The organism is Cytobacillus sp. FSL K6-0265, from assembly GCF_038003465.1.
Taxonomy (GTDB): Bacteria; Bacillota; Bacilli; order Bacillales; family Cytobacillaceae; genus Cytobacillus; species Cytobacillus stercorigallinarum.
The window spans coordinates 2332145-2344862 of the sequence record NZ_JBBOPE010000001.1 but is presented as its reverse complement, the minus strand read 5'-3'; the positions used below and the strand labels follow the sequence as shown (position 1 = coordinate 2344862).

The window sequence follows — 12718 nt, the reverse complement described above, 5'->3', positions numbered from 1 at the left end:
TACATTTAATAAATATTAGAAAGCAGCCCTTTATCATACAGCTTCATGTAAAAGTTTTAACATCGGAGTTAATTTAAATACATGTACGGTTGACAGGCATTAATCCTGAAGCTGAATAAAACAATCCAACTCAAAGGCATTCAGGAAAAGGCTATCATTATTACTATTTTCATAGTTTTTTGTCGAATTTTATTCGTTTATTCCCAGCATCTTTAATAAAATGTGACAAAGTTTTTTATATAATCCCGGTTTATTCAAGGATAAATAAATGTGCCGTTCCGCTTTTGTTTCATATTTCATAAATTAATTTGAAAGTTAATTTAAATTAAATTTCGCTTGTATTCTTTATAAAAAGGAAAGTGAAAACGTATGCCGGAATTCTTTGATGGAATAATATCTCAAAATGCTTCTTATGCAAATTCTATAAACATTCCCACTTCGTCTGTTTACCAAATTTGGGGACAAGTTGGCCTTAATGTTAGTGAAGCCATACCCACTTCAAACATTCGTGTTCAATTTGACGGTATTATCACTTTAAAACTAAGTCCAACAGCTAGTACTTCTACAAATTTTGTAGAAATTAAAATTGTTCGCGGGACTAATCCTAATGTTAATACAATTTTTACTGGTATCAAGACTATTGTTCTTAATGGCTCTGAGTTCGGTCCTCAAGAGTACGCATTTTCAGCTTCTGATTACAATGTCCCCAAAGGTTCTGGGTTTTTAATATATACTGCCTTTGTGCGTAATATTACTGGTGCAGTTGATACAGATGTAACGCGTGTGGGTCCAGAGAGTTTTAATGCGATAGCTAGTGGAATTACAGGATTGACCGGAGTAACTGGTGCTACAGGGTCCACAGGCCCGACAGGAATAACCGGAGCCACAGGCTCGATGGGGGTAACAGGATCTACGGGAGTCACAGGAAATACAGGATTGACTGGAGAAACTGGAGCCACAGGATCTACAGGCCCAACAGGAGTAACCGGAGCCACAGGCTCAATTGGTGTAACAGGAGTTACGGGAGCCACAGGAAATACAGGATTGACCGGAGAAACTGGAGCCACAGGAACAATAGGTCCGACAGGAGTAACCGGAGCCACAGGCTCAATCGGTGTAACAGGATCCACGGGAGTGACAGGAAATACAGGATTGACCGGAGAAACTGGAGCCACAGGAACAACAGGCCCGACAGGAGTCACGGGTGCAACAGGCTCGATGGGGGTAACAGGATCCACGGGAGTGACAGGAAATACAGGATTGACCGGAGAAACTGGAGCTACAGGAACAATAGGTCCGACAGGAGTAACCGGATCCACAGGCTCAATCGGTGTAACAGGATCCACGGGAGCCACAGGAAATACAGGATTGACCGGAGAAACTGGAGCCACAGGATCTACAGGCCCGACAGGAGTCACGGGTGCAACAGGCTCGACCGGTGTAACAGGAGCCACGGGAGTAGCAGGAAATACAGGCTTGACCGGATTAACCGGTGTCACAGGAACAACAGGCCCGACAGGAATAACTGGAGTAACAGGCTCAATCGGGGTAACAGGAGCCACAGGAACAACAGGTCCGACAGGAGTAACAGGCTCGACTGGGTTAACAGGGGCTACAGGAGTCACAGGAAATACAGGCTTGACCGGAGTAACCGGTGCCACAGGAACAACAGGCCCGATAGGAGTAACGGGTGCAACAGGATCCACGGGAGTCACAGGAAATACAGGATTGACTGGAGTAACTGGAGCCACAGGAACAATAGGTCCGACAGGAGTAACCGGATCCACAGGCTCAATCGGTGTAACAGGAGCCATAGGAAATACAGGCTTGACCGGAGTAACGGGTGCAACAGGAACAACAGGCCCGACAGGAGTAACGGGTGCAACAGGCTCGACCGGTGGAGCAGGAGCTACGGGAGCCACAGGAACAACAGGCCCGACAGGAGTAACGGGTGCAACAGGCTCGACCGGTGGAGCAGGAGCTACGGGAGCCACAGGAACAACAGGTCCGACAGGAGTAACAGGCTCGACTGGGTTAACAGGGGCTACAGGAGTCACAGGAATTACAGGATTGACCGGAGTAACGGGTGCCACAGGATCCATAGGCTCGACAGGAATAACCGGAGCCACAGGCTTGACCGGAGTAACAGGAGCTACGGGAGCCACAGGAAATACAGGCTTGACCGGAATAACTGGTGTCACAGGAACAACAGGCCTGACAGGAATAACTGGAGTAACAGGCTCAATCGGTGTCACAGGAGCCACAGGAAATACAGGCTTGACCGGTGTAACCGGTGCCACAGGAGCCACAGGAAATACAGGCTTGACCGGAGTAACTGGTGTCACAGGATCCACAGGCCCGACAGGAATAACCGGAGCCACAGGCTCAATCGGTGTAACAGGGGCTATAGGAGTAACAGGAAATACAGGATTGACGGGAGTAACCGGAGCCACAGGAACAACAGGTCCGACAGGAATAACCGGAGCAACAGGCTCGACTGGGTTAACAGGGGCTACAGGAGCCACAGGAAATACTGGATCGACCGGAGTAACCGGACCAACAGGAGCCACAGGAACTGGGTCTCAATTATTTTTTACGGAAGTAGCTGGTCCCGTTGCGCTAACAACTAATGGAACTGAAACGACAGTGGCTACGTTAAATGTACCAACAACAGTTGCTCAAAACATTAAAATTGACTACGCGGCATCAATTGATGTAATTACGACGGCCAATTCTAATTTCACCTTTCAAATTAGGCTATATCTTAATGGAACTTTACTTGATACTCGTTCTGTTCAAAGAAGTGTCAGTTCGGCAGGTACATCAAGATTTCCTGTTGCATCCACTAATGTAAATACTGCTGCTACCACTGGAACTGCAACATATGAAATTAGAATCGCTTATACAGTAGCAGCAAATGTTACCTCATCAAGTGCATTAAATGTTGATATTAACGCCATACGCTTTCCATAACAAATGTATTAAAAGCTATCCTTCAAATGATTATGTCAACATCAGATATAAAGAAAAAATGCGAAGCAGTCTAGATGGCTGCTTTTTTATTTTAAGTACCTCTGTATGATCTCAATCCTTTTTGAATGTTTCTACTACATAAAAAATTTTTAACCTCAGATTGAAACCCATACACTTTTTAAATTGCTTAAGTACATAAATGCCTAAGAAAGTGTATGAAACAGTGATATTTGAACACAATAGAACTACATGAAGGGAGGATAAAAGATTTGAAAGAATATGAGGATATGCCTTTAAGTGAATCCAAAAATCTTTATGAGAATCTATCCTTGCTAAATGGTGATTTGGAAAATGCTGATGAAAATTGGGATGTTGTTGAAGGTATTGACATCGCGATTCCAAGAAAAAAATCACAGAATTAATTTAAAGAAGCTGCTTGCAGGCAGCTTCTTTCAGCTTGTAGACAAAGTCTAAGAATTAGACCACGTCTACAAGTTTTTTTTGTATAATTGAATGGAATCAATTTTATGTGGGGGATATAAAATGTTATCAAAACACGTTGAGGATGGAAGAAATCAAATTGAAATGGTAGCGTTGGATCAACTTGTTCCAGAGGATCATCTGGTTAGGAAGGTTGAACAAGCGATTGACTTTGAATTTATTTATGACCTGGTGAAAGATAAGTATTCCTTAGACAATGGTCGTCCGAGTATTGATCCCGTCGTCCTTATTAAAATGGTCTTCATACAATACCTTTTCGGCATACGCTCAATGCGTCAAACTATAAAGGAAATCGAAACCAACGTGGCTTATCGATGGTTTATTGGTTATGGGTTCACCGAGAAGATTCCTCATTTTTCAACCTTCGGTAAAAACTACGCTCGACGCTTCCACGATACAGACCTATTTGAACAAATTTTCTACCGCATTTTGAAAGAAGCGATGACCAAGGGATTGGTGGATCCATCCGTTGCGTTTATTGATTCTACTCATGTTAAAGCGAATGCTAATAAGAAGAAATTTGAAAAGAAAATAGCCCGAGTCGAAACTAGAACGTATCAGGCTCAGTTAGATGACGAGATCAATATCGACCGTGAGAAACACGAAAAAAAGCCCTTCCCCCCACAGAATAAAGAAGAGTCAAAAGAAATAAAAGTCAGCACGACAGATCCTGAAAGTGGTTATTACGTAAAAGATGAACGCGAAAAGCTATTTGCGTATTCTTTTCATACGGCAAGTGACTCCCGGGGGTTTATCTTAGGTTCACTCGTCACAGGAGGGAATGTTCACGATAGTCGGATGTTGGACAAGCTCGTCACTCAAGTCACAGATAAAGTCGGTAAGCCCAGTTCTATCGCTGTTGATGCAGGATATAAAACACCACACATCGCTAAATTCTTAATGGACCAAGACATCAGGCCTGTTATGCCTTATACACGTCCGAGAACGAAAGAAGGATATATTAGAAAATACGAATACGTTTACGATGAGCATTTTGACTGCTATCTATGTCCCGAAGGGCAAATTCTACCTTACCGTACGACGACAAGAGACGGGTACAAGCAATACGCTTCAAATCCTTTGGAATGTAAAGACTGTCCTCTGTTAGACCGTTGTACGCAAAGTAAGAATCACACCAAAATGATTCATAGACATGTATGGCAGGATTACATAGATGAAGTAGATCATTTGAGACATACCGAACTTAATAAAACTCTATATGCGAAACGCAAAGAAACAATCGAACGAGTTTTTGCGGACGCAAAAGAAAAGCATGGCATGCGTTGGACGACCTTAAGAGGTCTTAAAAAAGTTTCAATGCAGGCGATGCTTACGTTCGCTGCCATGAATCTAAAAAAATTGGCAAACTGGACATGGCGAGGACCATGTCCAAGCTGAAAAAGAAGAAAAATCTTTTAAAATAACAGAAAACCCCACCTTCACTTTAATGCAAAGGTGGGGTTTGTCTACGGTCTGAAAGAAGCTGCTTGCAGGCAGCTTCTTTATTTCATCTCATTTTTTGATTTTATATATTTTGCAGCTAATAATGTTTTTACTTCATTATAAGAAAGACCAGACTGTTGATTCAATTGTTTTACTTCATTAATATCTGTTCCTGCAACTGTAAATCGCTTTTCTTTTGATGACATTGTATTCACCTCTTTCTATAGTTTACGTTACTTACGAAAAATTACGCAGATTTATATTCATTAAATTAAGCAAAGTTGTCCATAATAATAGCAGAAGATTAAAATTTGAAGGGGGATCACGATGTTTTTTAATAAAAAAGCACAAGAAGAAAAACCTGAAGTGGTGATTTTAAGTACGGATGTATATGCTTGTTTAGATAATACGTGTAATGGCTGGATGAGAAAGGATTTTGTATCCGTAGATTTGAAATGCCCTTTATGTGGAAGTGACACAACTTTAGAAGTAAGAGATCTCCCAGAAATCTTAACGTAACTTAACTCCAAGCTAAAAATAAAGCGATTAACATAGTTTGTTTGTGATAATCGCTTTATTTTTAGCCAGAGTGGTACAAAAAAGCCGTGTAGTCTACTTCGACTGCACGGTTTTTGTCGTTTTATTCTCCTTTTTTTGAAAGACAACGATCACATTCCATTAAGTAGGATTCGGCTTGTTCCTCCATTACTTGACCGCATTCTGGGCAAACTTTCTTAGGTAAAGTTTGAAAAAATTCTACTGGACTCATCATTTTCTTCCATCTCCTTTTATATAACAATTATTTTATTATTCCTTCTGTTATGATACAGTATACACGATGAAAATAAAAATGTGTACCTATTTTTTGAATTTTTTAATAAAAGGGAGAAAAATTTTCATTTTAAGGAAGAGAAATTACTATTAATACATTTATTAAGAGACAAACCTCATTTTGTTAAACTTCTGTTATATAAGTCATTAGATTATTATTGTCCTGTTCTTTTCCTGTAACGAACTTTTGTTATGATTATCACCGTTAGCTAATACAAGCTATACAGGAGGTTATGCGAAATGAAAAAATCAGTATTATCATTTTTAGCTGTAGCAACTATTGCAGGAGGAGCTGCAGCAAGCGTGCAAGCCGAGGAAGTAACTGTCAAAAAGGGAGATACTTTATGGAGCATCTCTCAAAAATACAATACGACAGTTGAACAGGTTAAAGAGTGGAATAACTTATCTTCAAATACAATTTATATTGAAGATGTGTTAAACGTATATGAAGAAGAAAAATATAAAGTAAATAAAGGCGACACGCTTTGGGGCATTGCTAAAGAACTTGATGTGAAGGTCGATTCATTAAAAAACTGGAACCAGTTAAGTTCAGAAGTGATTCATCCTGGCCAAGAGCTTGTTGTGTATCCAGGTGCACCGAGTAGTATCTTGAAAGAAAACCCGGTACATACTCCGGTAGAAAATACCGAATCTACACCAGTTAAAGAAGAAAAACCAGCAGTGAATAAAGATACGAACAAAGAACAGGCAAAAGAAGAACCTGCAGAGACAGTAGATGCACCTAAAAAAGAGGAAAACACGAATAATTCCTCTAATGAAGAAGGAACAAAAGAAATTACAATGGAAGCAACTGCATATACAGCATCTTGTGAAGGTTGTTCTGGTGTAACAGCAACTGGTATTAACTTAAAAGAGAATCCTGATGCGAAGGTCATTTCAGTTGATCCAAATGTTATTCCACTTGGAACAAAAGTATTTGTAGAAGGTTATGGTGAAGCAATCGCTGGCGATACCGGCGGTGCGATTAAAGGAAATAAAATTGATATCTTTATTCCAAATAAAGAAGATGCCATTAATTATGGAAGACAAACAGTAAAAGTGACAATCTTAGATTAATTGTTTAATAGAAAATAGTAAAAAGAGAATAATAGTTAGCTGATAAGTCCGAACCCATACCGCTAAAGATGTATGGGTTCGGATTTTTTTATGTCTTCTTAGAAAAAAAGAGAGTTGTGAGCGGTGCCACTTCGTTTTCAAGATTTCATTACTATTTTTTCATTTGAGAGCGTTGCAACCCCCCTTTACTCAACCCCCTTTGGGCTGTACTAACGATGGGTGAACAAAAGTGTAATTTTTTGAAAAGAGGATGAATGGAATGGGCAAAATAAATGCGCGATTAGGCATTTGAAATAAACCAAAATTCGCGCAAGAAATTTATCTTATCTAGTCTTATTTATTTTTGTTTTTCTCCTCATGGTGAACAAAAAAACTTTTCACTGGAGAAATGAGTGATTTAAAGTTTTCTGTAAGGTAGGCTGTTCTTTCAAAAATAATTGATTTTAAATGATCGATTTGTCTTAATACTTTCTCATTAAGTGCATCTTGAGATTCGAGTTTTTCCATAACAGATTGATGATAGATATCTTGTGTTTCCATTTTGTCTTTAATTGCAGCTTGATCATCAGTAATGACTGTTAATTCCTCTAGCATTTTTTCAGTCGGCTTCTCAAAGCTATCTAATTTTCGTGAAAGTTCTAAAATAGCTGTTTCCTGAATAGATGCTTGTTCTAATAGGGCTTCGTATGAAGACATACTAGCTCGTAACTGAATGAGTAATTCTTCGTTTTTCTCTTCAATTTGTTGAAGAGAACCACTCATCTCTCGTTGATTTTGCTCTTGTGCTCGATAGGCTGATTGAAGAGCAGTCCATTCCTCATTGTATTGCTGCCTATTTTTTTCGTGGCGTATACTCTCATCTTTAGCATAGCTCAATAAATCTTCATACGTCTCCTCTAACTGATATTGTAAATTGCGATACTGTTTTGTTACTTTATGATTAAGCTGTGATTGTTCTTCTAACAGGTCAGATAGATAATTTTTTCTAAATACATCTTGATTACTCGTGGTTTTTTCCTTAAGAAATAATGCTGGCGTTACTTGCTCATGTTTAGACAAAATATAAACCTTCCCTCATATCTGTTTTTATAGCATATGAGGGTCGTTGTTAAACTGTGGCAATAATAGGCGCTTACCTATTTAAGTGAAAAAATTTTGAAACTATTTATGGGGGGATTACGTATGTACTATAAACAGAGGAGATGAAAGAACAGCAATCTTCTAAAGCTTAAGGAACAAAGCTTATTGGATCTAGTATTAAAAAGTAAAGCGAGAGTAAATCAGTTTACGTTTTTCAAAGAAACGTTTAAACTAAATATATACATATTTACAATTTTTAATAAAAAGGGAGAGATGAAAAATGGCAATTTCATTATCAAAAGGACAAAAAATTGATTTAACGAAAACAAATCCAGGGCTATCTAAAGTCGTTATCGGTCTTGGTTGGGATACAAATAAATATGACGGTGGCAAAGATTTTGACTTAGATACTAGTGTGTTTTTATTAGATGAATCTGGAAAATGTTCTTCGGATAAAGACTTTATTTTCTACAATCAATTAGAAGGTGGGAATGGGTCAGTTGTACATACAGGGGATAATCGCACAGGTGTTGGTGATGGCGATGATGAAAGTATAAAAGTTGATTTATCCAATGTACCAGCTTCTATTGCAAAGATCTCGTTTGTAATTACGATTCATGATGCAGAGGGAAGAGGGCAAAATTTCGGACAAGTTGCAAATTCTTATGTTCGTATTTTAAATGAAGCAAGCAACGAAGAATTGATTCGCTATGATTTGGGAGAAGATTTCTCTATTGAAACAGCTGTCATTGTTGGGGAATTATATCGTCATAATGGTGAGTGGAAATTCTCGGCGATTGGTTCAGGCTATCAAGGTGGTTTAGCAAGAATTGCAACTGATTACGGTTTACAAGTAGGTTAATCTTAACGCGATAAAAGGAGGAGTCTCATTGGCTATTCAATTATCAAAAGGACAAAGAATCGATTTAACAAAAACAAACCCGGGATTAAAAAGAGCTGTTATCGGTCTTGGTTGGGATACGAACAAGTATAGTGGCGGAGAAGCCTTTGACCTAGACGCGTCCGCCTTTTTAGCAGATCATCAAAATCGTTGCCAGCAAGATCAAGATTTTGTTTTCTACAATCAGTTGGAGCATCCATCAGCTGCAGTGATACATACAGGAGATAATCGTACGGGTGAAGGAGATGGGGATGATGAACAATTAATTGTTGAATTTTCAAAAATCCCTTCAACTGTTGATCATATCGGAATTGCTGTTACAATTCACGATGCAGAAATACGAAAGCAAAATTTCGGACAAGTTTCTAATGCGTTTGTCCGTTTAGTAAATGAAGAAACAAATGAAGAACTTCTACGTTATGATTTAGGAGAAGATTTTTCTATTGAAACAGCTGTGGTTGTATGTGAGCTATATCGCCACAATAACGAATGGAAATTCAATGCCATTGGTAGTGGCTTCTCAGGTGGACTAGCAGCATTATGTAAAAACTATGGCTTAGAAGTATAAGGAAGAGAGGCTCAATCATTTTTTTATAATGATTGAGCCTCTTTCATAGATCTCTCATTCATGATTGTTGAGAGGGATAAGTTACGACAATTACGTTTCTAAAATAAACAGAGCATATTAATAAATCGGTCTCGTTTATAAGGAGGAGAGGTGAAATAAGCGGCATTGAAGTTTTCAGAATACGGTGATAAAAGTGCCTCTTTAATCGTATTTTTACATGGCGGTGGAGTAAGTGGTTGGATGTGGGATAAACAAATTCAACATTTCCCGCATTATCATTGCATTGTTCCAGACTTACCTGAGCATGGTTTACACAGTGATGATATTAAATTTACCATAAAAGGTAGTGCAGAATTAGTTATAAACTTAATCGAACAAAAAGCGAGCGGTAAGAAAATAATACTAATCGGCTTTTCTCTAGGAGCGCAAGTGATTATACAAATATTAAGCATGAAACCCTATTTAATAGATTTTGCCATCATCAATAGTGCTTTGGTCAGGCCCTATCCACACATAGAAAAATGGATAATACCCACAATCAAATGGTCATTTCCTTTAATCAAAAATAAATATTTTTCCAGAATCCAAGCTAAAACATTGTACGTAAATGAAGCCTACTTTGAAAAGTATTATGAAGAAAGTGCTCGAATGGAAATGGAAACCTTCATTAGAGTATTACAAGAAAACATGTCGTTTCGAATACCTAAAGCATTTAAACAGGCAGAAACGAAAATACTGGTTACTGTCGGTGAGAAAGAAAAGGCGGTAATGAAAAAATCGGCAACAGACATTGTAGCTTCTCATTTAAATTGCCAAGGAGTGATTTTACCGAAAATTGGTCATGGCTTTCCTTTGGCAAAACCTGACTTGTTTAATGATATGGTTGAAAGGTGGCTCCTAAAAGGTGATTTACCTAAGGATTACAGAGTAATTTGATTATTTATGTACTAAGTATGGAGCTGAAATCTTTTATTGAAAAATGGCATATAGGCTAGTGATCTTTTTATTGCAAGTAGCGTCTACTTGTTCGTAAATATGGTATAGTAAATATTTATGAATGAAAACAAAGGAAGTATGAGTGAATGGTATCAACAAAAGTTTATATAAAAGAGTGGCAAAAAGCGATTGCAGCAGAAATCAGTCATTTAAAACAATTTGGTAGTAAGAGCTATCATCTTTTTGCTGGAAGAAAATTAGACGCAAAAGAGGGCTATAGTTATTACTTTGAAGTTCATTTTCCTTTATCGATTCCAATTGGTTCAACCATTACCGTTCTTTGGGGTGAAAGAAAGTCAAAGGGCCGGATGGTATCGGTAGAAGGGAAAAATATCATTGTAACGATAGAAGATTATCTCGGTGAAGATATTCATGAAGCCCAATTACAGCATGACCCTTGGGAGTTGTTAGATCAACTCTTTCAGAGGCTAGCGGAAATAAAGGATCAAAAGAAAAAAAGAGTAAGAATAAAGCATCTGATGAATCCCTCAACTGAGGTAAAACATCAGCAAGATAAAATTAAATCACCATTACATGAATTAGTACTACGATCGAAGTATAATCCAATTACTTATGTTTGGGGACCTCCAGGAACCGGTAAAACCTATACGTTAGCAAGAGTAGCTGCAAATAAATATTTAAAAAATCAGCGGATATTAGTTGTCGCACATAGTAATCAAGCAGTGGATGTTCTTATGGCGGAAGTTTATCAGTTTCTCTTGAAGAAGGAGAAATATAATCTCGGTGATCTATTAAGGTATGGCAGACAATCGGATGAATTCATGAAGCAGTTTGTTTCAATTACAGCGACAGGTTTATTGAACATTAGTGATGGTGATTTAATAGAAGAGAAAAATCAATTAATGGAGGAAAGAGCAGGATTAAAATTAGATCTATCTTCTTCCTTTAGCCAACGTGATAGTAGGCAATTAGTTGAAATAGAAAAAAAGCTTCATACATTACATGAAAAATTGAAGAAAAAAGAAAATACCCTCGTGAAGCAATCAAGAATCATTGGTACAACATTGGCGAAAATGGCAACTGATCCGCTCATCTATGAAGATGAATTCGACTATATTATTTTAGATGAAGCAAGTATGGCATACATCCCTCAAATTGCTCTTGCTACTTCTCTAGGAAAACGGACAATTATCTGTGGAGATTTTAAACAGCTACCGCCAATTGCTTCAGCAAAGCATCCTTTAGTGAAGAAATGGTTACAGGAAGATATTTTTCACCATGCTGGTGTCGTTAACCAAGAGAATGAAGGGAAACTTCATCCACAGTTATTCTTATTAAATGAACAAAGAAGAATGCACCCAGATATATCAAAATTCACTAATGAATATATTTATCAGTCCCTCGTTGTCGATCATCATTCTGTCTATCAAACGAGAGAGAACATTGTAGAAAGTCAACCATTTCCTATGCGTGCCTCTATATTGTTAGATACATCGAGTACAGGTGCCTATTGCATAAAGGAAAAAGCAACGCATTCTCGCGTGAATCTCTGGCAACTATTGCTCTCTTTTCAACTTATTCATGAGGCTTATAAGGCAGGCAATCGCTCAATAGGCTACGTCACACCTTATAGAGCACAAGCGATATTAATGACACAGTTCTTAGATGAAATCTATGAGAAGGAGAAAATGACTGCGCAAATTGTGTCAGCAACTGTCCATCGCTTTCAAGGGAGTGAACAGGATATGATGATATTTGATACAGTCGATGGGGATCCAGAAACAAGACCAGGTATGTTATTAACCGGTCAAAATAGTGAACGTTTATTGAATGTTGCGCTTACACGTACAAAAGGGAAGTTTATTCATATCGCAAATGGTACGTTTATAAGACGCCATGTATCAAGTAAGAAAATATGGAAAAAATTATGGCAACATCAAATAAGCGAAGGACATGTAATTGGTCCCGCTGAAATAGGGCAATGGATGAATCACTCGCATCCGAAATTGTCTTGGCATTATGCTAAAAAGCGCGAACGCTTACTCTATGATTTACATCATGCCAAAAAACAAGTGATCGTTGGTTTGCCAAGGACATTTAGTGTTCAATCCCCTTACTTAGAAGTATTTCAATCACTTATTAAAAGGGGATTACTTACAATTTGTAGCGAGACGCATTTATCTGAGCTTCCTTCTGCTAGTCATATGAAAGGTCATCCGAGCTTTGCATTTATTATGATTGATGATGATATTTTATGGGTTGGCGCTCCTTTTGAAGCAATGACTAATTTATTACCCCCTTATGTCAATGCAAGGATCATATCAAATACATTAGTCAACTGGGTAAAATCTAATGGTTGGTAGAAAATAATATAAAAATGAAACTTA

At 38.2% G+C, this 12718-nt stretch carries 12 protein-coding genes; 9 read left to right on the top strand and 3 right to left on the bottom strand.

From position 1 onward, the window contains the following. Window positions 1–369 precede the first annotated feature (369 nt). From MHH73_RS11930 to MHH73_RS11920, 3 genes are all read left to right on the top strand, one after another. Window positions 370–2973 carry a beta strand repeat-containing protein gene (locus MHH73_RS11930; protein ID WP_341067000.1) on the top strand — a complete coding sequence of 868 codons (2604 nt, stop codon included), beginning with the start codon at window positions 370–372 and terminating at the stop codon, window positions 2971–2973. Between the two features lie 269 nt (window positions 2974–3242). After that, complete coding sequence (locus MHH73_RS11925) at window positions 3243–3395, top strand: hypothetical protein (protein WP_191814160.1); 153 nt, start codon at window positions 3243–3245, stop codon at window positions 3393–3395. Between the two features lie 121 nt (window positions 3396–3516). Beyond that, on the top strand, window positions 3517–4872 hold the full coding sequence (locus MHH73_RS11920) for an IS1182 family transposase (protein ID WP_341066997.1): 1356 nt from the start codon (window positions 3517–3519) through the stop codon (window positions 4870–4872). A 104-nt stretch (window positions 4873–4976) separates the two neighbouring features. On the opposite strand, the gene MHH73_RS11915 is transcribed toward MHH73_RS11920, so the two are convergent. After that, a complete protein-coding gene (locus MHH73_RS11915; RefSeq protein WP_191814158.1) occupies window positions 4977–5123 on the bottom strand; it encodes a hypothetical protein in 147 nt (48 codons plus the stop codon). Window positions 5124–5244: 121 nt separating this feature from the next. On the opposite strand from MHH73_RS11915, the gene MHH73_RS11910 reads away from it, so the two are divergent. Continuing rightward, entirely contained in the window at window positions 5245–5436 is a 192-nt protein-coding gene (locus MHH73_RS11910) for a cold-inducible protein YdjO-related protein (RefSeq protein WP_191814156.1), read from the top strand. A gap of 121 nt (window positions 5437–5557) precedes the next feature. On the opposite strand, the gene yhfH is transcribed toward MHH73_RS11910, so the two are convergent. Next, window positions 5558–5689 carry a protein YhfH gene (yhfH, locus tag MHH73_RS11905; protein ID WP_191814154.1) on the bottom strand — a complete coding sequence of 44 codons (132 nt, stop codon included), beginning with the start codon at window positions 5687–5689 and terminating at the stop codon, window positions 5558–5560. A 299-nt stretch (window positions 5690–5988) separates the two neighbouring features. On the opposite strand from yhfH, the gene MHH73_RS11900 reads away from it, so the two are divergent. Then, window positions 5989–6825, top strand: coding sequence for a 3D domain-containing protein (locus MHH73_RS11900; protein WP_191814151.1), 837 nt, complete (start codon window positions 5989–5991; stop codon window positions 6823–6825). Between the two features lie 333 nt (window positions 6826–7158). On the opposite strand, the gene MHH73_RS11895 is transcribed toward MHH73_RS11900, so the two are convergent. Further along, complete coding sequence (locus MHH73_RS11895) at window positions 7159–7884, bottom strand: hypothetical protein (RefSeq protein ID WP_341066992.1); 726 nt, start codon at window positions 7882–7884, stop codon at window positions 7159–7161. Between the two features lie 301 nt (window positions 7885–8185). Here MHH73_RS11895 and MHH73_RS11890 point away from each other — a divergent pair, with 301 nt between their 5' ends. From MHH73_RS11890 to MHH73_RS11875, 4 genes are all read left to right on the top strand, one after another. Then, on the top strand, window positions 8186–8767 hold the full coding sequence (locus MHH73_RS11890) for a TerD family protein (RefSeq protein ID WP_191814147.1): 582 nt from the start codon (window positions 8186–8188) through the stop codon (window positions 8765–8767). 28 nt (window positions 8768–8795) lie between these two features. Beyond that, window positions 8796–9374, top strand: a complete 579-nt coding sequence (locus MHH73_RS11885; RefSeq protein ID WP_191814145.1) for a TerD family protein — start codon at window positions 8796–8798, stop codon at window positions 9372–9374. Window positions 9375–9539: 165 nt separating this feature from the next. Further along, a complete protein-coding gene (locus tag MHH73_RS11880; RefSeq protein WP_341066988.1) occupies window positions 9540–10310 on the top strand; it encodes an alpha/beta fold hydrolase in 771 nt (256 codons plus the stop codon). A gap of 146 nt (window positions 10311–10456) precedes the next feature. Further along, a complete protein-coding gene (locus MHH73_RS11875) occupies window positions 10457–12694 on the top strand; it encodes a DEAD/DEAH box helicase (protein WP_341066986.1) in 2238 nt (745 codons plus the stop codon). Window positions 12695–12718: the final 24 nt, after the last annotated feature.

Excerpts from the sequence above, each read along its gene's own strand:
- MHH73_RS11930 (WP_341067000.1), top strand. The coding sequence starts at position 370 with ATGCCGGAATTCTTTGATGGAATAATATCTCAAAATGCTTCTTATGCA.
- MHH73_RS11920 (WP_341066997.1), top strand. The coding sequence starts at position 3,517 with ATGTTATCAAAACACGTTGAGGATGGAAGAAATCAAATTGAAATGGTA.
- MHH73_RS11915 (WP_191814158.1), bottom strand. The coding sequence starts at position 5,123 with ATGTCATCAAAAGAAAAGCGATTTACAGTTGCAGGAACAGATATTAAT.
- MHH73_RS11910 (WP_191814156.1), top strand. The coding sequence starts at position 5,245 with ATGTTTTTTAATAAAAAAGCACAAGAAGAAAAACCTGAAGTGGTGATT.
- yhfH (WP_191814154.1), bottom strand. The coding sequence starts at position 5,689 with ATGATGAGTCCAGTAGAATTTTTTCAAACTTTACCTAAGAAAGTTTGC.
- MHH73_RS11900 (WP_191814151.1), top strand. The coding sequence starts at position 5,989 with ATGAAAAAATCAGTATTATCATTTTTAGCTGTAGCAACTATTGCAGGA.
- MHH73_RS11890 (WP_191814147.1), top strand. The coding sequence starts at position 8,186 with ATGGCAATTTCATTATCAAAAGGACAAAAAATTGATTTAACGAAAACA.
- MHH73_RS11875 (WP_341066986.1), top strand. The coding sequence starts at position 10,457 with ATGGTATCAACAAAAGTTTATATAAAAGAGTGGCAAAAAGCGATTGCA.